This is a genomic window from Alicyclobacillus fastidiosus, assembly GCF_026651875.1.
GTDB classification, from domain to species: Bacteria; Bacillota; Bacilli; order Alicyclobacillales; family Alicyclobacillaceae; genus Alicyclobacillus; species Alicyclobacillus fastidiosus.
On record NZ_CP104067.1, the window covers coordinates 50,029 to 71,100 of the forward strand.

The 21,072-nt window shown below is 46.9% G+C and carries 16 protein-coding genes and 4 pseudogenes; 9 read left to right on the forward strand and 11 right to left on the reverse strand.

From position 1 onward, the window contains the following. The first annotated feature begins 454 nt into the window (after positions 1-454). The 4 pseudogenes from NZD89_RS00220 to NZD89_RS29355 all read left to right on the forward strand — a co-directional run. A pseudogene (locus NZD89_RS00220) lies at positions 455-1,671 on the forward strand (IS110 family RNA-guided transposase). A gap of 85 nt (positions 1,672-1,756) precedes the next feature. Next, positions 1,757-2,064 (forward strand): annotated as a pseudogene (locus tag NZD89_RS00225) (transposase); the annotation flags it as partial. Positions 2,065-2,370: 306 nt separating this feature from the next. Further along, positions 2,371-2,760 (forward strand): annotated as a pseudogene (locus NZD89_RS00230) (SDR family NAD(P)-dependent oxidoreductase); the annotation flags it as partial. An 88-nt stretch (positions 2,761-2,848) separates the two neighbouring features. Then, a pseudogene (locus NZD89_RS29355) lies at positions 2,849-2,998 on the forward strand (hypothetical protein); the annotation flags it as partial. On the opposite strand, the gene NZD89_RS00235 reads toward NZD89_RS29355, so the two are convergent. Continuing rightward, on the reverse strand, positions 2,973-3,779 hold the full coding sequence (locus NZD89_RS00235) for an SDH family Clp fold serine proteinase (RefSeq protein ID WP_268005892.1): 807 nt from the start codon (positions 3,777-3,779) through the stop codon (positions 2,973-2,975). The pseudogene NZD89_RS29355 and the gene NZD89_RS00235 sit on opposite strands and share 26 nt — an antisense overlap. A gap of 220 nt (positions 3,780-3,999) precedes the next feature. Between NZD89_RS00235 and NZD89_RS00240 the strand changes: the two genes are divergently transcribed. Beyond that, complete coding sequence (locus tag NZD89_RS00240; RefSeq protein WP_268005893.1) at positions 4,000-5,559, forward strand: alkaline phosphatase family protein; 1,560 nt, start codon at positions 4,000-4,002, stop codon at positions 5,557-5,559. 228 nt (positions 5,560-5,787) lie between these two features. Here the strand turns inward: NZD89_RS00240 and NZD89_RS00245 are convergent, their stop codons facing one another. Then, on the reverse strand, positions 5,788-7,131 hold the full coding sequence (locus tag NZD89_RS00245; RefSeq protein ID WP_268003751.1) for an IS1380 family transposase: 1,344 nt from the start codon (positions 7,129-7,131) through the stop codon (positions 5,788-5,790). 462 nt (positions 7,132-7,593) lie between these two features. Here NZD89_RS00245 and NZD89_RS00250 point away from each other — a divergent pair, with 462 nt between their 5' ends. Further along, a complete protein-coding gene (locus NZD89_RS00250) occupies positions 7,594-9,288 on the forward strand; it encodes a M3 family oligoendopeptidase (RefSeq protein ID WP_268005894.1) in 1,695 nt (564 codons plus the stop codon). Positions 9,289-9,586: 298 nt separating this feature from the next. On the opposite strand, the gene NZD89_RS00255 is transcribed toward NZD89_RS00250, so the two are convergent. The 9 genes from NZD89_RS00255 to NZD89_RS00290 form a co-directional block, all read right to left on the reverse strand. Continuing rightward, positions 9,587-10,459, reverse strand: coding sequence for a DMT family transporter (locus NZD89_RS00255; protein ID WP_268005895.1), 873 nt, complete (start codon positions 10,457-10,459; stop codon positions 9,587-9,589). A 782-nt stretch (positions 10,460-11,241) separates the two neighbouring features. Next, positions 11,242-12,681 (reverse strand): hypothetical protein, encoded by a 1,440-nt coding sequence (locus NZD89_RS00260; RefSeq protein ID WP_268005896.1) that lies wholly within the window; start codon positions 12,679-12,681, stop codon positions 11,242-11,244. A 170-nt stretch (positions 12,682-12,851) separates the two neighbouring features. Next, positions 12,852-13,592: an IS21-like element helper ATPase IstB gene (istB, locus tag NZD89_RS00265; RefSeq protein WP_268004193.1), complete on the reverse strand. Its 741-nt coding sequence runs from the start codon at positions 13,590-13,592 to the stop codon at positions 12,852-12,854. Next, on the reverse strand, positions 13,579-15,069 hold the full coding sequence (gene istA, locus NZD89_RS00270) for an IS21 family transposase (RefSeq protein ID WP_268004194.1): 1,491 nt from the start codon (positions 15,067-15,069) through the stop codon (positions 13,579-13,581). The genes istB and istA overlap by 14 nt, the downstream gene beginning before the upstream one ends. A gap of 90 nt (positions 15,070-15,159) precedes the next feature. Then, entirely contained in the window at positions 15,160-15,732 is a 573-nt protein-coding gene (locus NZD89_RS29240) for an AAA family ATPase (RefSeq protein WP_326492898.1), read from the reverse strand. Continuing rightward, complete coding sequence (locus tag NZD89_RS00275; protein WP_268005897.1) at positions 15,710-16,219, reverse strand: hypothetical protein; 510 nt, start codon at positions 16,217-16,219, stop codon at positions 15,710-15,712. The genes NZD89_RS29240 and NZD89_RS00275 overlap by 23 nt, the downstream gene beginning before the upstream one ends. 126 nt (positions 16,220-16,345) lie before the next feature. Next, positions 16,346-17,182, reverse strand: coding sequence for an SIR2 family NAD-dependent protein deacylase (locus NZD89_RS00280; RefSeq protein WP_268005898.1), 837 nt, complete (start codon positions 17,180-17,182; stop codon positions 16,346-16,348). A gap of 151 nt (positions 17,183-17,333) precedes the next feature. Next, positions 17,334-18,662, reverse strand: a complete 1,329-nt coding sequence (locus NZD89_RS00285) for a transposase (protein WP_268003901.1) — start codon at positions 18,660-18,662, stop codon at positions 17,334-17,336. Between the two features lie 77 nt (positions 18,663-18,739). After that, on the reverse strand, positions 18,740-19,153 hold the full coding sequence (locus tag NZD89_RS00290; RefSeq protein ID WP_268005899.1) for an SIR2 family protein: 414 nt from the start codon (positions 19,151-19,153) through the stop codon (positions 18,740-18,742). Positions 19,154-19,267: 114 nt separating this feature from the next. Here NZD89_RS00290 and NZD89_RS00295 point away from each other — a divergent pair, with 114 nt between their 5' ends. The 3 genes from NZD89_RS00295 to NZD89_RS00305 all read left to right on the forward strand — a co-directional run bounded on the left by NZD89_RS00295 (position 19,268) and on the right by NZD89_RS00305 (position 20,755). Next, positions 19,268-19,516, forward strand: a complete 249-nt coding sequence (locus NZD89_RS00295) for a hypothetical protein (RefSeq protein WP_268005900.1) — start codon at positions 19,268-19,270, stop codon at positions 19,514-19,516. 397 nt (positions 19,517-19,913) lie between these two features. Continuing rightward, the gene (locus NZD89_RS00300) at positions 19,914-20,051 is read left to right on the forward strand and encodes a hypothetical protein (protein ID WP_268005901.1); all 138 of its coding nucleotides are present in this window, start codon (positions 19,914-19,916) and stop codon (positions 20,049-20,051) included. Continuing rightward, positions 20,048-20,755 (forward strand): tyrosine-type recombinase/integrase, encoded by a 708-nt coding sequence (locus NZD89_RS00305; protein WP_268008346.1) that lies wholly within the window; start codon positions 20,048-20,050, stop codon positions 20,753-20,755. Before NZD89_RS00300 ends, NZD89_RS00305 begins: the two co-directional genes overlap by 4 nt. The last annotated feature ends 317 nt before the right edge of the window (positions 20,756-21,072 follow it).

Genomic DNA, 21,072 nt, shown 5'->3' on the forward strand with positions numbered 1-21,072 from the left:
GGTTAGCCCTTCTCGGGGATTGTTGGGGTCATTCTGAAAAGTCAAGTAAAATTTGGTGTAAATACCACAGTTTCTTCTCCTGGCGGCGATGAATTTCCAATTTTGAATTGTCAAGTGGGGTAAATGAACATGGGGGCAAACGAAGATTCCCTCAAGGACAGAACCCCTGGGGAATCAGTGAAAATCCAATGCCGAGAGGCTATTGCACATAAGACCCCCATGCCGCCTGGCGGCACCACAATCTATGAAAATGTAGATCCGTGATCTACTATGTCGCTAGACAGCCACACGGAGCTCGTCGCCCCCTGGTACCACGAGTCCGTGCATAAGACGGAGTTGGCGACTTGGAGCACCACGATTTGTCGCTCCCGCTGTCGGGAAGCACGTACGGTAGAATTCTTATCGCATCGGTCGCCACGTGGCTGTACTTCTTTGGGTAAGGAGTGGCAGCATTATGCAGGTTGTACACGAGCGATGCTGCGGACTGGATGTCCACAAGAAGAAGGTCGTTGGTTGTGTGATCACGCCGGAGATAAAGGAGATTCGGACGTTCGGAACGATGACGGATGACCTTGAGTCGCTCATAAAGTGGATTCTCGGTCATGAATGCACGCATGTGGCGATGGAAAGTACGGGCGTCTTTTGGAAGCCGATCTTCAACCTTCTCGAAGACAGGGATCTCGAGGCGTTGGTCGTCAATGCCCAGCACATCAAGCAGGTTCCGGGTCGAAAGACGGATGTTCGGGACGCTGAATGGATAGCGGACCTGCTGCGCCATGGCCTGCTCAAGGGGAGCTATATCCCTGACCGAAATCAGCGTGAACTTCGGGAACTGGTCCGGTACCGCAAGTCTCTCGTCCGGGAACGTGCCAATGAAGTCAACCGCCTCCAGAAAGTCCTTGAAGGAGCAAATATCAAATTGGCATCGGTGGCAAGTGATGTGGTTGGCGTATCGGGTCGAGCCATCCTCACTGAACTCATTGGTGGAAAAATGGATGAATCACGGCTCAAGGAGATCGTGAAGGGACGCCTCCGTAACAAGACCGCAGAACTGAAACGTGCATTGCACGGTGTTGTTCGTCCGCACCAGCAGATGATGCTTGCTGTTCAGCTTCGGCACATCGATCACCTTGATGAGTTGATCGAGGAAGTAAGTGCTGAAATTGAGCAGCGGATGCGCCCTTTGACGAAGATCTCCGGCGAATCCAGACGATACCTGGAATTGGCGAGCGGACGGCGGAACTGATACTGGCGGAGATCGGTACCGACATGAGCAGGTTTCCAAGTGCGCAACACCTGGCGTCCTGGGCAGGAATGTGTCCAGGCAACAATGAAAGTGCGGGTAAACGACGAAGTGGCAAGACCCGCAAGGGAGATCCTTGGTTACGAGAAGCGTTAATCGAAGCCGCACGTGGCGCCGCCAGAACAAAGAATACCTATCTGTCCGCTAAGTATCACCGAATCGCTGCGCGTCGGGGATCCAAGAGAGCAGCCGTGGCAGTCGGTCACTACATGTTAATTATCATCTATCACATGCTGGTCAATCAGACAGAATACGAGGACCTTGGGCCAACGTACCACGAAGAGCGGAACCGAGAACGAGTTATCCGTCGTCACTTGCATTCTCTGGAGAAACTCGGTTTGACAGTCATAGTTCAACCAACTTCCTGAAATATCCATATATGTCTAAGACGGAGAACACGGGAGCTTTTTTATGCTATTTTCACGGTAGGGGGCTTTAGCGCAACAAGCCGCATTGAACGGGCGGTTTCCAAAAGCAATGAGCATCCTGGAGCAGGCGCAAGTGGATGTATGTATTAGCTTACATGGCGTTCCCGAAAGAACATTGGCGGCAGATTTGCTCTACAAACCCACTGGAACGTCTCAACTGTGAGATTCGGGCGTCGCTCAGAATCCGTTGTAAGGCTTATTGGTGCAATTCGCCAAGAACAACGCGACGAATGGATTGTTGCAAGGTGATACTTCAGCAGGGAATCGATGGCGAAACTGACTGGAAACCAAGACGAAGAGTTGCTGGCACCAACGTCAGTCTTACATAAATGACGCCTGTCACAAAGTGCTTGCATTCAACGAATTTACACCACTTGACGGGACGCTACCTTGGCGAATTGATTTCCACGAAATTCTTCAAACGGTGAATGTTTTGCATGATGTGTTCAGCCAGCAATCGATAGTCTGAATGTAACGGCACGATGGGATCCCCTACAATAATGTGAAATGGTCGAAAAACCTGCCCGTCTCAACATAAATTGTAACTGGGGTTTCAGTGGAACAATTTGGGTATATTGAGATCATGTTTATACTTTGTAAACAGGTTTCCGTGAATCGCTAGAGCATCAAGTCGTAGCCATTGTTGGAGGTTCAAGCGGTATCGGCAGAGAATGTGCGTTGCTGCTGGCTAAACAAGGAACAGAGACGCTGTTGATTGCCAGAGGTAAAGAACGTTTACAAGAAGTTGTCGATGAGATCCAGTTAACCGGGGGTAAGGTTCAAGCATTTGCTGCAGACGTTACGTCACCGGAAGAAGTGGAACAAGTCGCAGACCAAATTGGGAGCCAATTTGGTCGGTTGGATGTACTGATATACGGAGCCGCTGCATTTTACCTGTCGCCGGTCGAAATGATGGATATTGGCATCGCTAAGCATGTGATGGAAGTGAATTATTGGGGTGCCGTAAACACTATACAAGCATTTTTTCTGTTGATCAGAAATGGTCAACGTAAATCTATTGTTCTGATTTTATCTTTTATCCGTTCCTTGTACGCCACCTTTCTTTGCTGCATACGCCGTAACGAAACACGCACTTCGTGGGCTTGCTTTATCTTTACGGCAAGAACTGAGACCAGAGGGAATCCATGTACAAATGATTTCGCCAGGTCCGGTCGATACACCGTTAATCCACCTTCTCGGCGAAAAAGTTGCCTCGATATTCATGAATAACCGTGCACTTATCAATCCCGTCCGTCATAGCGCGTAGGGACATACTGAACCGTAGGGCGTCGCCCAGATGGTTGCGGATAAAGCTCCATAAGTTCATAGACTTCAGGTGGCAATCCTACATATATAGGTAAACCTAACTGTTCGACCTGTTCCGGAGTAATCGGATAATCGTGGGTCCAATAACCTGATGAAAGAATGCGGACGATTTCAGAAGCTCTTTCACGCTCCATTTTTCCGTGAAGAAGATGCTTTAAAAATTCCTCTACTTGATGGATTGCCTTACGCGATATGTCTGCTAATATCAACGTCTCATCTTTGATTTGGTCCAAAGGCTTTTGTTCGGTTATCGCTATAATTGAAGCCGCAGGATACTGTCCAAGTTGTGGATCAACCGGACCAAGGACGGCGTTTAGGTCCATCACAATTTCATCGGCGGCAAGTGCGATCATGGTCCCGCCGGACATTGCGTAGTGTGGAACAAAAATCGTGACTTTTGCAAGGTGGTGATTCAGAGCATGCGCGATTTGTTCCGAGGCAAGTACGAGCCCTCCGGGGGTATGCAAAATGATATCAATCGGCATGGTATCTGGAGTTAAACGAATAGCACGCAAAACCTGTTCAGAGTCTTCAACCGAGATGTAATTGCGGAGCGGGATACCAAGAAAGCTGATGGTTTCCTGCCGATGGATTAATGTAATCACCCTGGTACCGCGTTTTCGTTCAAGCCTCCGGATGGCACAAAGACGCCGATAGTTGATGAAGTATTGCCGCCAGACGGGAACAAGGGTCCAAATAAAAAACAAGATCCAAAACCACATATGTAAAATTCCACCCTCTCATGACGAGAAAAATATGTTTCGACAGAAAAATCTCGTTCATTCAACGCCAGCACTTTGTTCTTTAACCTTCGCTATATTCCTCTTCAAGATTCGTCATCCAAATGACTGGTGAAGATAACAAAGAAATGAGCTTGGTCATGAAATTCTTAAGATGTGCACATTTTACGTCTTAGGTCGGTTAATAAGGGGTAAGAGGTTGATGAGAATCTTCTTCATTGTTGTATTGATTATGGTCTTGGTTACTGGTTGTAGCACTGGGAACGAGCCTAAGCAATCGAGTACCGTTCAACACGTGAACGGACATAAAGTGGTTGTTATTGTCGTCGATTCACTAACGAATCGATCCATCAACAAGGCAATGAACGACAAGAAGTTTGTGGCACTTCGATATTTGGTACGGAACGGTCATTATTTTCCCAATATCGTTGCTTCATTTCCGTCGATGTCTGTTTCTGACCTGAGTACAGTGGTAACTGGGGTGTCGCCAGATGAGCATCGCATTCCTGGATTAGTGTGGTTTGATACAAAAAGAAATACAATTGTAAACTACGGAAACAATTTTTGGCAAACTATGATGATTGGAACAAAAACTGTTTCACAAAATGCGCTTTATGACTTAAACCAGACACATCTTTCGAAGGGCGTACAAACGATATTCGAAGATTTACAGGATGCTGGATACAGTACCGGGGCAATCAATATGTTGATTTATCGGGGGAGAAAAGCTCACCAGCTTACACTTCCGGTTTATACGCGACCATTTACGCAAACAGGCACATACACGGTCCAAGGACCCGATACGTTGGTGCTTGGTGGGTTAACCTCACAGTGGGCAGATACGAGTAAGGCAGGAGTGTTTAACAGACTAGGAATGAATGACGACTTTGCCACTGAGGCATTGCTGCGTCTTATAAAACAGGGGAAGTTGCCCGATTTCACAATGGTGTACTTGCCCAGTAACGACACGGTTATTCACAAACATGGAGTGAATTCCATGAAGGGGGTTACCGACGTCGAAAAAAACCTTCAGAAAATCCTTGCGTCGTATGGTACTTGGGATAAAACTTTACATCATATGACCCTCATTGTGATGGGTGATGGAGGAGTAACAGCGGTTTTCCCCACAAAGAAACAGCCCACCATTTTTCTCAAGGATTCACTTTCGAAGTACGATATTTATCGTTGGGGGAAGACATTGGATTCGAGTGATGATGTAGCCTTAGCCGTGAATTCAAGAATGGCGTATGTTTATCTCTTAAATGATCACGTACGCCCCGATGAGGCAGTAAACCAGTTGAGGCAAGAAAAGCGACTTGACCTTATTGCGTGGTCCGATGGAAATAAAGTACTTGTGACGACACCGGAGAATTCTGGAACCCCATTGTCCTTTTACAAAGATGGACCCTTTACGGACTCATATGGACAAGCGTGGGGAATCAAAGGGAATCAGTCAATTCTTGATATCACAGTGGGAAAACATCGTACGATTACATACGGTAAATATCCGGACGCGTTGCACCAACTCTGGAGCGCGGCTCACTGTCAAACTGGAAGATACCTCATCGTAACTGCAAAAAAAGGGTACCAGTTTGGAGATGAACGTGCTCCCAGACACGATGGAGGTGCTCAACAGGCTTCGCTGCTTGCTGAGGATGTCTTTGCACCGATCATTATCAATGGGACCCAACAGGTTTTGAAGGAACCCAGTCGGTTCCTAGATTTAAAGAAATACTTCGTTTCGCTTGTGGAATCTCCGTAATCACGTACACATTCCCATTTTCCAGTATTGTGAAATAACCCTGAATCCGTGACGTCTGTAGAGACTGGTCAAGGTAGTTTTGAACATGACTCCAAGCGTCGGCGAGCAGTCAACAGAGTGGTTCATTTTTGCAGAAGAGAGGAGTCTGTGAATTTGTCCACAGGTGAATAACCCCTTCGTTTCAGGGATGCATTCACATGTGGATACATCGGACGCTCTTTCCCTTCTTCATCCAAATGCTTCGTATAGTCGCCTAAACACGGGCAACCACCGGTTACCTCGTCCGAATCGTAGCCGTGTCTGCCTCGCGTGTCTCGTCATTTTCGCCGCAAGCGTGATGAGATTCTGGATCACGGTGCGTATGCGTCGCCTCTCTGCTTTCTTCCGAATCGGTGCATCCTGCTCTCTCAGGCTCTCCTGTCCGATGATGCGCAACAGGTTATATGCCAGTACACCAAAATGCAAGACAAGGTCGTTCGTTGCAAACTTCCCCGAGGGCAACCGTTCCAAATCTAAATCTGTCTTGATCTCGCTATGAAATTGCTCCATCGTTCCATGTGCATGATACAGGTCGATGATCACCTCTGGAGCCTCTGGCAAGCTCGTGACGTAGACGTTTACCTCAATGCTCGGGATGAGTAATGCTTGACCGTCGCTCTGGATCGTGCGTTCAATCACTTCAAACACCATCCGGACCGGTTTTTCTAATCCCTTCATTGGAGACAGGATGGACCCTCTGTACACCTTCTTCCCTGCACGGGGCTCTGTGTAGGTACCGTGTTGCTCAGCCGTCAGCAACCACGCATTCGGGTTCTCCTTACGTAGGTTCTTCTTCACGATAAAGTCGGCCGAGGTTTCGTCGGCCCTGCATACGACTAAGTTTTCTACGCTGTCATTTCCCGCATCTAAGCGTACGAGTAGGCGCTTGTCCGAAATTCGTTGAGCATAGCGGATACTCTGAGCCAGAAACGCGGCGGTCCCCTTTTGACAATGTGTACTTCCCGTTCGGAACTCTACGTGAACGGCGTATCCTTCCTGTCCTAAGTAAGCGAAAATCGGCGCGTATCCGTCGCACCCTTTATAGGTACGAGACACGCCCTCCTTCTTGGTTCCTGAGTTGTCAAATGGGGATACATCAATGTCAAGCGGTAGATATTCACGATGCCCATCCCCCAGTACAATGGGTGCAAGGTACACGCCCACCTTGCTCAATAGGTCAGCTGATTCTTCGAGGATAACCGATTGCCAGTCACATTTTTCTTCGGGTGCTACGAGATCCAGGCGTTGGCGTAGTGTTGGACTCGACGGTACATTGGAAATGGTCAGCGCTTCAGGGAAGAACTCGTCCTGACGCAACGGCTCAATGTGGTCAAAGTCGCTCTTCCCCTGACACAAGAGGCCCAGGTAGGCGTAGGCAACATCTTGATTCGAAATTTCCGTATACGCGCGCCCTGGGACAGGGAGGGCATTGAGACGTGCGGATAGTTGAGTCTTGCCAAGGAGCAGTCCAACCAGAGCAAGTCCAGAATGGGATGTCAATATTTCATCTGACTCTTCGATCACAAAACGCATGAAGGCACCACCAAGTAGGTGAGGTAGATTCGTCCATCTGATAGCGCCATTTTACTTGATTTCACGCGATTTTTGTCGTCCTCTTGAAAATCCACGTCACGGATTCAGGTAATTTATGATTGTTACACGTTTTTCCAGCAACATTCAACTACTTCAGAACGTGTACATGATGGGTAAGACGAGTGTGACGGAATCCGACTATCGAAATCAATAGCACCGATATGTTCATGTGTTGGGTGGATATAGGGAGGAGGGACTCGTTTGAAAGGCCAGGATCATCGTGGACAACCCCTTTGGTCGTTTTGACTCCGATACCGTTAATTCGACTCGAAGTCTGGTTGTCCTACCTAATTTTACGTCGTCGACAAAGACCCCTATTTATCGCGATGAGTTACTGAAAATCGACGGCGAAATTTTTGCAAGAGTCAAGTGAAGGATACCAAACAAGGGAGAGCGAAACGGATGAAATTTCATGAGCTGCCGTATCGACGACCAGATATAGAGACGTTCAAACAACAATTCGCAACGTCCATCCAGAACTTCACAGATGCTGCGACGTACGATCAACAAGAGAACGCTATGGGGCAGATTAACGGTCTGCGCGCGGAGTTCGAAACGATGCATGAACTTGCGGGAATTCGCCACACGATTGACACCACCGATGAGTTTTACAAACAAGAGCAAGACTTTTTCGACGAAGTGCAGCCAGTCTACGAGGGCCTCATCAGCGACTTCTATTCAGCGCTTGTAAACTCCAAGTTTCAGAGTGAACTCAAAGCGAAGTGGGGGACGCAACTTTTCAAGTTGGCGGAACTGTGTCTCAAGACCTTTTCGCCGGAAATTGTCGACGATTTGGCCACTGAAAATAAGCTGACGAGTGAATACCAGCAATTGCTCGCTTCGGCAAAGATCATGTTCGAAGGTGAAGAGAGAAACCTGTCCCAATTAGAGCCCTTCATCCAATCGGCCGATCGCGCTATGCGCAAACGCGCGTCTGAAGCTCGCTACGGGTTTTTCGTCGAACATGAGGCCAAGCTCGACGACATCTACGACCAGTTGGTGAAGGTCCGTACCAAGGTTGCGAAAAAACTCGGCTACGACAACTTTGTACAACTCGGCTACGCCCGCATGAGCCGGACGGATTATAACGCCGAGATGGTCGCGAAGTTCCGAACGCAGGTCCTCACGTACATCGTTCCGGCGGCAGAGAAATTACGCGAGAGACAGCGTGATCGGCTAGGCCTCGACACGCTTCAGTACTATGACACCGGATTCCAGTTCGAGTCTGGGAATCCAACGGCAAAAGGCAGTCCGGAGTGGATCGTCGATAACGGACGTAAGATGTATTCTGAACTGTCTGCGGAAACCGACGAGTTCTTCCAGTTCATGATTGACAATGGACTGATGGACCTCGTCAGCAAGAAGGGGAAAGCTGACCGCGGGTATTGTACATACCTCAGCAAGTATAAGGCACCGTTCATCTTCTCCAACTTCAATGGGACGTCCGGCGACATCGACGTGTTGACGCACGAAGCAGGCCATGCCTATCAAGTGTACCAGAGCCGTGGTTATGAGATTCCAGAGTATAACTGGCCGACGTTAGAAGCGTGCGAGATCCCTTCGATGAGTATGGAGTTCTTCACCTGGCCGTGGATGGAGTTGTTCTTCGAGGAGGATACGGCGAAGTACAAGTTCTACCATTTGCAGTCCGCCCTACAGCTTATTCCGTATGTGGTATCGGGTGACGAATTCCAGCACTTTGTCTATGAGAACCCGGATGCGACGCCGGCTGAACGAAAACTCGCCTGGAGAGAGATTGAGCGGAAGTACTTTCCGCACCGCAATTACTCGGAAAACGAGTACCTGGAGCGCGGTGGCTTCTGGCACCAACAAAGTCATCTCTTCAGGACGCCGTTTTACTACATTGACTACGCGCTGGCGCAGATCTGTGCTCTGCAGTTCTGGAAGCGCATGCATGAAGACCGCGACTCAGCATGGGCGGACTATGTCAAGTTGTGCAAGCAAGGCGGCAGCAAACCGTTCACAGAGTTGGTCAAGGTGGCGAACCTCATCTCTCCATTTGAAGACGGCTGTGTGAAATCGGTGATCGGGGTCATTGAAGACTGGCTCGACAAGATAGACGATAAGAAACTGTAAAATGTGTGTCCGAAAAGGGTCAAGAACTCTGTAACGCATATGAGATTCAGAAGGGGATCGCAGGCGCGATCCCCGTTCCTTACATAAATGAGATAACGGATTCTGTGTTTCCCGCGAGCTCGAAAACGCGGTCTAAATTCTAGTGTTGCTGCGACAACCTCTAGAGTTCATGCATATGGCGTTAAATGCCCCTGATGTTCATCAAGCTCAAGGTCATTAACAGTGCATGTTCATGCAAAACCAACTTACAGGGTCCTGAGACGTGACATTCGGACCAACAAATCTGTTTACATGTTTCTTAGGAATCTAGTACAACCAGAGAAACACTGATGACAATCAATGCCGCCCCTAACCAAAATGAAACTCCAACTACTTCGCCAAGAAGTAACCACCCTAGAAATGTACCGACAAGTGGTTGAAAGAAAAAGAACAACCCGCCAGATGACGCATCAACCATTTGTAGTCCCTTGTTCCATAAGAAAAACGCACCTGCTGTAGAAACTACCCCTAAGTATAGAATCCCGCCCCACATGCCTGACTGCTGCCACGTACTAGCTGTTGTATGAACCAATTGTCCGACTGCAATCGGTGTGATGAGCAGCGTGGCTACAAATGTGGCGTAAAGCGTTACCGTCAGTTGCGAGTAATCGTTCGGAATACGTTTGACTAATACAGACATCAGTGCCCACGTGATGGCAGCAACGAATAAAATCATGCCCCCAAGTTGGTACGAATGGCTTATGCCTCCGATACCAACAATCATGAGAACACCTATCGTGGCAAGCCCAACGGAAAACGCTCTCCGTAGGGTTACCTTTTCCTTCAACAGGAGACGACCAAACACCACCATAAAAGCAGGTGTTGCCGACGTAATCATGGCTCCCATCTGCGCCGTCGACAGTTTGGTTCCAAGGAACTGCGTCCATATGGACACCAAGTATCCAATAACTCCGACAGCAACTACAAGTGGCACATGCCTCCAGCTGATTTTCCAAGATTGCTTCGTAGCAACGATGCAAACTGCCAGCGTAATCAGGGCAACCACATACCTGAGCCAGACAAGTTCCATGGGCTGAACGGTTGCAAGTATAATCTTGCTTACTACATACATGCCGCCCCATATACTTGCGGCAAGTGCCATGTATAAGCCGCCTAAATACCGTGTATTCATCAATATCCCTCCGTCATATTTGGACATGCGTTGTCCACTGGCGAAGGGAAATTGCGTCCCGATTCCTTCACTCAGTGGCGAAGGAATGAGGGAACGTCGTTTTCAAATAATGAATCAAACACCATGCGTTTCACCTCCGAACAGAACTCCGTTTTTGCCGAACATTCTCTTCCTAGTATATAGTGAATTTTATGATAACTCATATTGAATTTATCTGCCCGCTAGCGACACAAGACATCGGTCGAGATTGTGTATATCCATGCACAAATGCATGCACAATCTTATGGGATTAACGCCCCCGTTTGTTCAATAGCATTTGGTGGTAGATTGGTGGTATTTTGGGGCTGATTAGTAGAGAATGCCTCAGTTGTTTTTCGGTGGGCAGATTCAGGAGACTTCGTCCATTTTCGAGGAGGGTTTGTGATGTGAAGCCTTGGACTGTCTACTAACTATCCCTGATAGAACACCCATCTAAGCGGTATCGTTTGCTTATATACTCTTTAATGGACCATCTCGAACAATTCCTTTGCTCCTGTCCATGTAGGCGGTGCCAATCTACAAGGTTCAGGAAATGGGTGCATAGGTATAAGGCGATAACTGGGACTGTATCGACATATCCGAGGTTTAGGAGTAGCTCAATAAGGCAAGCGACAGTGTTGCGGAATGTCCCTGCTGGAGCATAAAAAGGGAGACCCGATTTCTTGCAGGAGAATTGGGGCTTACCGCAATATTAGCTACAAGGCAGATATAAGCCGTAAGCCTTACCGGACATGTTCTATGTACTAATCAATCTTAGAAAACTCATTAACCTCCGGGTTGATGAGGCCCTTTTCTCCGCTTAGGAAGGTGTACTTAACGCAATTGTTAACCAAGCTGGGTGGCGTATTCTCGACGATAATTATTTGATATTCCGACGATAATTCGACGACTATTTTGTATATCTCGTCGTACACCTCTGGATCATTGATAAGGTCCTTCTCGGGCTTCTCCACTTCGTCAATAGTCTGTCTAGATTCTGGACTCGATTTCAAGGTGCCGAGGTATTTGCTTAAGGAATCTAGCATTAGGATGCCTGGATGCCCGGAACAATACCCTTCACTCTTGCTTGAAATAATCGCGAACAAGTAAGACAGTTGCATACATAACTGCAATCCACCGCTCTCGTGGGAGTAGACGTTGGACCCACGATAATATGGCAGGTACGTATCGGCATGAATGTAGGTCTCTGCATCGACTTCATACTTCAATCTACCCATGAACTGTTTGTACTGCTGTGTCAAAAAAGCGAATGTTGAATTCGTAAGGGCCTCACTCACGTACAAATTATCCAATTCTGCATTGAGGCGGCCTACCTCGCCTTCTAGATCTTCGATCAACTTCCCTTTTTCTGTAATTTTACGGTGCATTCTCAGGCATTCTTTTAAGATTTCTTGTTCCATATTCAACTGGTTTATAATGCTATTTATACTGTCAATTTGCGATAGAAACGGAACGTCAAGTTCTTTCGTGAACTCCATCGCAGCATCGCTAAATATCGCCTGTCTTTTTCTCATTTGCGAAATTTTTTGGTCTAATTCTTGGATTGCTTTATTATCGTTGTCGATCATACGAGTTACTAGTTGAATCTTTCTTTTGAGTTCCTCTTCAATTTTCTTCAGAGTTCCCACGGAATTCGCCTCGCGTGACTCATGGCCTCGGTGCGGCACAAGAGACTTACATAATGGACACTCAATAGTCTGATCGGGAATCACTAATGTGTAGTTAAGTTCAAGTGTGGCGAGTATTTCTTCCCTTTCATTGTCGTAATCTTGCCTTAGAAATTTCTTTGAACTGACAGACAATAGGTAGTCATTTTTCTCTCTTTCATATTGAACTATTTGGTTTACGATTCCGGTGAGGTCCTTCTTTAGGGTTGCATACATTTCAGTCTCTTCGTTTCGATTACCCTTGCTGTCGTTAACAATCGACGCCTTTTCTTTACTTCGCGTCTCTATTTCATTCAGATTGTGCTCATGTTTGAGCCATAGAGTCGTGTAGTCTTCTGCATCCTTGTCCCGTAAATAGGATTTCAAACCCACTATTTCGGTCTTAGTATCGGCAATTTTGTTTTTTGCATCCACGAGCTGTTGTTTTACATTATCGATATCTGGACTAATCAGATTGAATAGGACTTCAAAAGCACGTGGGTTCTTGTAACGCTTGAAACTATCTTTGTGGGACAAGAAATCACTCGTTCCTAATTCGTGCTGGTGTGTGTTTTGTCAAGAAGATTTCCCTGGTTTTATCATCACTTTTTCCTTGGTGTAATCATCGATTTTTCCCTGGTGTGATCAACTAAAATCCCCTGGTATTATCACGAGAATTCCCTGGTGTATTTCCAGTTCTGTTTGGGTCATTTTTGCCGCATCAATGCGTGTTTTAGTCGGTAGCTTTCTCCCTCAAACACAACAAGTTGTCCATGGTGCGCCAGACGGTCAATCATTGCAGCAGCCATCTGGTCATCCGTGAAAATACCGCCCCATTTGGAGAACTCCAGATTCGTGGTGATCACCAAACTTCGTCTCTCGTAACTAGCTGCAACCACTTGAAATAATAGCTGCGCCTCTTCACGGTCCATCGGAAGGTAACCCCACTCATCAATGACCACAAGCTGAGCCTTTTCTAGTTCCTTCATTATGCGTTCTAAAGATCCAGCGCGTTTGCTCTCGCTCAGTCGTGTCACCAGGGATGCTGCGGTGAAAAACCTCGTAACAATTCCCATCTCACACGCTTTCGTTCCTAAGGCAATGGCAAGGTGTGTCTTACCAGTGCCGACAGGACCATACAGAACGAGGTTCTTTTTCTCCTGGACAAACTGACACGAAGTCAGTTCATCCAGGGACAAGGTAGAGGGCAGGCGAAGTGAACTGAATTCGTACCCCTCCAGCGTTTTTCGTACAGGGAACGCAGCTCGTTGAAATAAACGAATTCTCCGCTGACGCTCGCGGTGCTCCAATTCCTCCCGGAACACCTTATGTAGAAACTCCTCCTGTCTTGGCGTAGCTTCTAAATCGCATAACCGTACCGCATTCTGACTCAGGATTAATTGTCGGCAGTATTGTGAGATTTCTAGTCGTATCTCACTGCGGTCCATGCACTTCACCTCCGAATGCGGGTAGTAAAACATCATACTGGCTCATGTCGGGTCCAGGCTCCCCTGGCGTATCCAGACCGTAGTGAGCAATCCGAGCCGCAACAACTGCTGCATTGACCTCAATGCCTTGTGTGCGTTTGCGAACAATTGCTTCCTGTATCGAAGTCACCGCAACGTCCAAGCCATATTGGTTAGACAAATCCTTCATGAGGCGTAACGCTTGCCGTAACCCACTCCTGTCCTGCTCATCCATGTAATCACGAACCTCGTAGGACATTTGGCTACGCATCAGGCTGTTTCGCCATGCTCCTGGTTTTACAATCAATTGATCTAGCATCGTTAACCAGTCGACTGTGTCTGTCCGCTCTGTACCGAACTCCCTTTCGTGGCGAGAGATAACGTCACCCGCTTCATCAAGTGGTTCAATGAAATGTGCGCCGATCCGGACAATAATCTCCCGGTCTGCATACAGCGGCGAGGAAGAATAAGTGTGCTTGCCATCAAGTATGAACTTGCCATAGCCGTTGGTCTTTACATGCCCATATCGGCAAGATTCAAACGGCGCGTTTGGGAGTGCTCGCATGGCTTCCTTGTCCTTCTCAAACAACTCGCAGATAGGTACTCCTTTCTTGTAGTGCTCGCGGCTATTATCCAAATCGCATAGTTCGAATAATTCAGTGTTCCACTCATGCAATGACACTTTGGATGGTAGGGGAACCATGTAATTTCTCCGAGCGTAACCAACCTTGTTCTCCACATTTCCTTTTTCATGACCGCTATTCGGATTGCAGAATGTAATCTCAAATCCGAAATGGGCTTGGAATCGCTTAAACAACTGTGTAAGGCGAACTAGCTCTCCAATTCGCCTGCCGGCTGCTGTGGCATTGTCAATCACAAGTCGTGACGGAACACCCTCAATATGATAAAAGACGTCCATTAATCCTTGGCATAAGCATTCAGCAGTTTCACCGAGAAAGCACTGAACAAATCCTGCATTGCTATGCGGGAAAGATACCACCAGATACTTCGTAACGCGTCGCACGCCGTTTACAATCACATCACATTCACCAAAATCAGCCTGAGCCTCTCCAGGATGCCACTGAAGTTCAAGATAGCCCTTCTTACTAAGGTGCTGGCGTTGACGAAATGCGGTCACGTATCGGTTCACGGTCGGGTACGAACAGTTGAACTCCGGAAACTTTTTCACGAGTCGGTCATATACTCGCTTCCCCGTATGACGTTGCTTGTACCGATTTTTAGCATCTTGAAGAAGCCATGCATCAATGGTTGGCTTGTAGGGATCCAACTTGGATGGCTTAGACACTGGCACAGGCAGCCTTGGGGAGAAGTCCTCCTGCTTCATGTATTTCCGAACGGTCTTGGGATCTAGCCCCAATTCCTTTGCAATCTGATACGCTCCTTTCTCTTGGAGTTGCAGTTCCTTGATCCGGTGAATCTGCTCCATACTCATCGTCATCCTTTCTCCTCCTCGCATTTCTACAAAGAGGATTGTAAGAAGCAAATGACACAATTAGGAGAGATACACCAGGGAAATTTCCAGATCAGATCAGGGATTTCCTGATGACATCAGCAAGGATTTCTTAATGATTAGATCAGGGAATTTCTGATGATCGAAACCTCCATTTTTATTTGACCATACACACTGGTGGACGTAAACATATCGGAAGACGTCCCTAAAAGACACAGTTTCTAGCTCTTGTTTGTTGCTATGTCTCTGGTGCTTAACTAGTTTATACTCGCTAAGACGTAACTTTCGCATGAGGAACTGCATAAGCTCCTCTTGGTTTACCACTTTGGGCGTATATCCGTCTAACTCATTGAAAGAACAGTAGTATATGCTAAACTTGCTTTGTCTCTCCTTAAGTAAACGGCCTATCGTAAAGGTTTCCTCATCTTGAGTAACCTCAAGAAAAACCCGATCGCAGTGTAAATTTAGCTCTCTCTGCACCGTCAAATCGATCTTTTGAGTCCTTCCCAAACAATAGTCGATCAAATTTAGAACAAGGGACTTTCCAGAGGTTTTGTCTCCCCTGATGATGGTTAATCCCTTGTTAAACTCAATCGTGCGTCTGTATGCCGTGCCTTGGATCACTAATTTAGTGAAAATCATTCGAGTCATTACGCTCTCCCCTAAGTATCTTTATGTTGGCAGGCGAAAAATCAATGGTGTTTAAAGTATACAAATACTGTTCTGAAAGCCTCGTAAAGTAATCCGACTTCAGGTGCTTGACGAACGAAAGTCCTGCTAAAGTTAGCGCAACCTCAAGGTCGCTTGACCTGACATTGAGATTTCCTTTTATCTCGATGTAGTCCATCTGAAACAGTCGCAAAAGCAGATTGTTAACAACAGTTTCAAACCTGAAATAGCGATTGGCCGAATATCCGTTGAAGATCATTCTGTTAGATGCGAACAAACTAGCGAGATTAAAATTTGCGATGCTGTAGTAAAATACTATTTCCGACACTTTCCTGAAGCGTTTTCGTCTGCGACTCGTAAGTACATCCATTAACACGGCTGTTTTTGTCAAATCCAACACTTCGTTTTCAAACAGCAGTTGGACCGATGGAGGAACGACGCGGTCATCTGACAAATCATATGCCTGCAAGTCTCTTGTCCCCCCACCATACTTTGTTGTCTTCATCAGCCAGAAGATGTATTAGTCCTCTGTTCTCGTTCTCGTCGGACTTGTTACCCTGGAATAACTCTGCATATCGACCATAATCAATTACCTCTAAGCTTTTATGCACTGCGGTGACAAATGGCTATCTCCGTATTTCTTAAAGGTATCCACATAGTGCTCCTTGTACTTTGTAAACACTTTGAGGAAAATTGCATCGATCACTCGCATGCTCATACCACTTTTTTTCAATTCTCTTATGTATGTGTCTGCCGCAATGTAAAACAACTTGGCCAATTCAATTGTATCAGCATCGATGTTTTCAAGTTTTAGCTTTCTGAAAAACAAATTCCCTTCAACGTCCCGCTCCCGATCCGGCAATCCAGCACCAACGATAACTTCATGTTCGGAACCGTTTGGCTTATTGGCCGAACCGCCACTACCCTGATCAGACGGATCTAATAAGGGCTTCGATACATACTGTAGAATTTTCCTTATCTCCTGTACATGTGATGACCCCTCCGTACTATACGGAATCGTGAGTAATCCATATTCCTCTCTTAGCTTTTTGATTTTCTCTTCAGGCGGATCTGATAGAATGATGTAGTGGGTGCCCTTGAACGATTCTTTGTGGTGGCTGATTAAGGTTTGTATAAATTGATCGTCAAACGAAAAGCCTAAAAATAAGATCCTCTTCGTACCAGTAACAAGACGTAAGATATTATCGTACTTATGTTCACCATATAATTTCTCATACCCCGTCCGACTAATAACGATCGTGCCAGAATTGCTAGTAAATCCGTGAAGATGGCACACTCTCCTTTCGTCAAACAGATTCTGAGTTGAAGATTCAATGTCCTTAAGCTGTATTGGAATATTCTCGCAATCCAAATGCCTATATGAGGTTGTCCGAAAAGCATCCGATTCGAGTAAATGTCTAGCCAAATACATGAATACAGGCTTCCTGATATGGGATAAGTTTACTTGGTAATTTGGTGAATGCCTCCGTATGGGAACACATTGCCTGCTCACCCTTGAAAATGGGCGCACGAACCCCTTGTCAGTAACATTGGCTTTTGTTTATTTTCCAGGTTCTGCTTGCCTATGCAGCGATATCGAGTTTCAATTGCTCGGCCTGGACTGTATACATTTGTGTAATTCGCTCTATGTGGTCATCAGGCAGCATGGTCTCTCGAATGTGACCTATCCTCGCCTGCATGAGCTGGAATATATCCTGCATGGTGAAGAAGGACTGTACTCGTTTGTTTGTTCGTACAGGCACCTTCTTGTGTTTCATAACTGTTGTCAACTCATTGGACTCTTGCGCAAAGGACAGCTCAATCTGCCTTCTGAAATCAAGCATCTGGGCATGCAGCATGGTGCCTTGTGGCACCGGGCCGTATGCAATCGGTTTGTCGTCAAAGGAAAATTCGAATTGCCTGCTGCATACCCCGGATAGCGGGCATGACTGGCATTTCTCTGAGTCCCCACGAAACCAGGAAGTGGCCGTTTTCCAGTCAAAGCCATCCCAAATCAGTCGTTCGCCTTGTTCGCACTCAGGTTGCCCATGTTCATTACATTCCTCTGGCATCACCATACCACTGCGAAACCCTGTAACCACAGCCATACTGTGTTTGTGGTATGCCTCCTTCTGGTCATCCGCATCTATGTAACCCATGTCGGCAACGAGATACTGAGTGCGCATTTCGTTAATCTGCCGGAGTTTCTCTATCAGTGGAAGCATCACTCGAATGTCGCCCACATTCGCAGGCTTAAGGATAGACAACAAGGCCACAGGTCCTTGAGATGTTCTTACTGCAATCGAGTGCTTCCGGTAACCAACGAAGAAACGGTTCTGGTTCACCTTGCTGCGCTGTGCCCCATAGGTGGCGTCCGGGTCAGAAAACGTTTTTTCACATGTGCAAACTGACTTAACCTCACAATCGCAGCGTTTTTTCTTGTATCCGTTGACATTGGCGTAAATCGGACGAGAGTCAATAGCGGCGAGGGTGTCCTGGATGAATCCCTCCATGTGAATGGATTGACGTATAAACTCGTCACGAATTTGTTCGAATACGTCCGGCCCTACTTTGTTACGGAAGTCACTCAGGCTCTGGTGTGACGGAACCTTTGCTGGATTGGGTACACCGATGAAGCTGCGCCACGCCTGGTTCTTTGGGTCTCGCAACTGTTTGCACAATTGACGGAATGAGGTAATCTCCGGCCTAGTGAAATACAGATAGTGCATCCGGAAATAGGCGATTGGAGATGCGGGTCTGCGTCCTCTCTTGTCGTACAGGGGTCCGACGAGCAGGTCCAGGAATGAGTCGTCAATGTGATCTACGTAATCAACGAGTTCGGGGTCGAAGCCAAGCGTGTTATAATAGGCGTATGGAAGCAGGTCTAACTGCAAATCTATGGAAAAACGCACCTCCAGAACTGGAAAATTTGACGGCTGGATACCTTCAATTTTACCAGTTTTGCGGATCGGTGCGTTTTGCTATTTACTCAAAATTGCGGGCTTTTCGGACACGCTCTATATAGGATTTCTTCATAATTTGTAGTTAAATGAAGTTTGAATCTCATATTTGCTAAATCAGAGTAATTATGTAGAGAATCATCGTCCAATTTAATCTGCCGTTGTCGAATCAATGTTACGATCTCTTTTTGTATTTCGTCATCCTCGATAAATGCATGCTTCTTCAAATCGTCTATTGCCCCCCAATAGTCTCCTAGGTCCAGATTCATATCCACAGCCGACTTGATATATTCTCTTTTGCCGACCGCATATTTCAAGGTAATCTCCTCAATTAATTGCTTCCATGTCGGTACGTTGAAGGGAACTGACAACCCTGCACCGATGAACGGAACCACCTTGTCATTGTGGTAATCCTCTCTTAGTTCCTCTAGGTAAACACTCATTGGAGTCCCTCGTTTCAACAATATCGCTTCGGAACCAACGTATATTGATTACGTCGTTCGACAAATATGACCAAAATCCTCCAATTGCAAAATGAAAGGTCATCCGTTTTCCCTTTGTACACTGTTCACGTTCACATCCGCCCCTTTTCACCTGTTGCCGCAGAGCGGTGGAATTACGCCTTGGCGACCGCAGAGCGGGTATCGCAGGGTATCGCAGGGTATCGCAGGGTATCGCAGGGTATCGCAGGGTATCGCAGGGTATCGCAGGGTATCGCAGGGTATCGCAGGGTATCGCAGGGTATCGCAGGGTATCGCAGGGTATCGCAGGGTATCGCAGGGTGTCACGGGTCAGGCTGGTGCTGAGTGCAATTGCCGGCTCGCGCCCGGGCCGCCCCACCCCTATAGGCAGTTGGATGTCCGAGATCTTCCCCGGACGGGACTTGCAACTTTTATTGTATCCAAACGAGCCTCTACCAGTTTTTCTAGAAGAACTGCTATTGACCTTTGCTGCCCGATTACGACATAACTCTAAACTGACAAATCCGCATTTTTATACAGTTTATTATTATTAATATACACGAGAATATTACTTGACGTGCAGAAAAGGAGATCAGTGTTGATATTACTGCGGAAACTAAGCGTCGTCCATTTGTTCACTTTTGGCCGCCGATAGCAGGGTTTGCTACCTTTCCTTTTGGGAATGCTAATTTACTAGAGTTGAATCGTAGTTTCACTAGAGTCCCAAGGGGAGGTTGAACTCATGATTCTGTCTCAGGTGTCCGAAACATTTTTGAGCGTTCGAAGTCAGGAGGGATTCTCGCCGTTTACGATTCGCGCCTATCGGCAGCAACATAAATTGTTGTTGCGGACATCGGCGACTTACCGTTGGAAGAAGTGACACTGAATATATTACGCGACCATCTTAGTCATCATGAACACTTAAAGCCTTCAAGTCTTGGCCACAAAATCCGATCCATCAAGAGTTTATTCGGATGGCTTGTTGAGGCAGACCTGCTCGTAAGAAACCCTACACTCAAATTGAAGGAGCCCAAGCAAGGAAAGCGAGATCCGAAGGCTCTGACGATAGACGAACTGGAATTGCTTCGTGACTCGTGTAACTCCTCCCTTGAGCATGCGTTGGTTGAATTCTTTTTCGCTACGGGCGGTAGAATATCCGAAATTCAACGGTTAAATCGAAATGAAATCGACTGGCATCGTGGCGCAGTAACGGTCCTTGGTAAGGGTGACAAGGAACGTGAGGTGTACTTTGGGGCAAAGGCACGGATTTGGGTGAAACGATACCTTCGAGAGAGGAACGACCATGACCCCGCTCTGTTTGTCACCATGCGCCAGCCGCATCGGATGTCCGTGCATCAGATTCAATACTTTTTTAAACGAATTGCTGCACGATGTAATTTAACAGAGCGAGTCAGCCCACACAAGATGAGGCATACGCTTGCCACTATGCTGTTAAACCAGGGTGCCCCATTGGTGGCCGTACAATCAATCCTTGGCCATGAAAAGCCAGAGACGACGCAATTATACGCTACGTTGAGTGGAACATCTCGCCAGCAAGCATACGAACGTTACTTCGTTCAATGACAATCTTAATGGCTTGGGGGGGGGACGGTCTCCAGGCCTACCAATGTGGTAAAATAATGCATAGAAATACAACGGTTGGGCTTACCAGCTTCTTCAACAAACGGGCAGCTATGTGCAAAAAGAAACTAGCTATCTACTTGCATACAAATATGTAATTTATTCTATAGCTGTTTAAATTTATTGCATATACAACAAGAGATTGTAGGCAATTAGATTCCGAGAGAGGGGGCCCATGTGGGAATCATTGTCCCAAGCATGGAAAGCCTGTTTTGAGGAAGCATGGGAATCTTTTCGTAATGGTCAATTCCGACTGGAGC

What these genes read in the sequence shown, in the direction of transcription:
- NZD89_RS00235 (WP_268005892.1), bottom strand. Translation starts at nt 3,779, where the DNA reads ATGTGGTTTTGGATCTTGTTTTTTATTTGGACCCTTGTTCCCGTCTGG.
- NZD89_RS00240 (WP_268005893.1), top strand. Translation starts at nt 4,000, where the DNA reads ATGAGAATCTTCTTCATTGTTGTATTGATTATGGTCTTGGTTACTGGT.
- NZD89_RS00245 (WP_268003751.1), bottom strand. Translation starts at nt 7,131, where the DNA reads ATGCGTTTTGTGATCGAAGAGTCAGATGAAATATTGACATCCCATTCT.
- NZD89_RS00250 (WP_268005894.1), top strand. Translation starts at nt 7,594, where the DNA reads ATGAAATTTCATGAGCTGCCGTATCGACGACCAGATATAGAGACGTTC.
- NZD89_RS00255 (WP_268005895.1), bottom strand. Translation starts at nt 10,459, where the DNA reads ATGAATACACGGTATTTAGGCGGCTTATACATGGCACTTGCCGCAAGT.
- istB (WP_268004193.1), bottom strand. Translation starts at nt 13,592, where the DNA reads ATGGACCGCAGTGAGATACGACTAGAAATCTCACAATACTGCCGACAA.
- istA (WP_268004194.1), bottom strand. Translation starts at nt 15,069, where the DNA reads ATGACGATGAGTATGGAGCAGATTCACCGGATCAAGGAACTGCAACTC.
- NZD89_RS29240 (WP_326492898.1), bottom strand. Translation starts at nt 15,732, where the DNA reads ATGACTCGAATGATTTTCACTAAATTAGTGATCCAAGGCACGGCATAC.
- NZD89_RS00280 (WP_268005898.1), bottom strand. Translation starts at nt 17,182, where the DNA reads ATGTATTTGGCTAGACATTTACTCGAATCGGATGCTTTTCGGACAACC.
- NZD89_RS00290 (WP_268005899.1), bottom strand. Translation starts at nt 19,153, where the DNA reads ATGAGTGTTTACCTAGAGGAACTAAGAGAGGATTACCACAATGACAAG.
- NZD89_RS00300 (WP_268005901.1), top strand. Translation starts at nt 19,914, where the DNA reads ATGATTCTGTCTCAGGTGTCCGAAACATTTTTGAGCGTTCGAAGTCAG.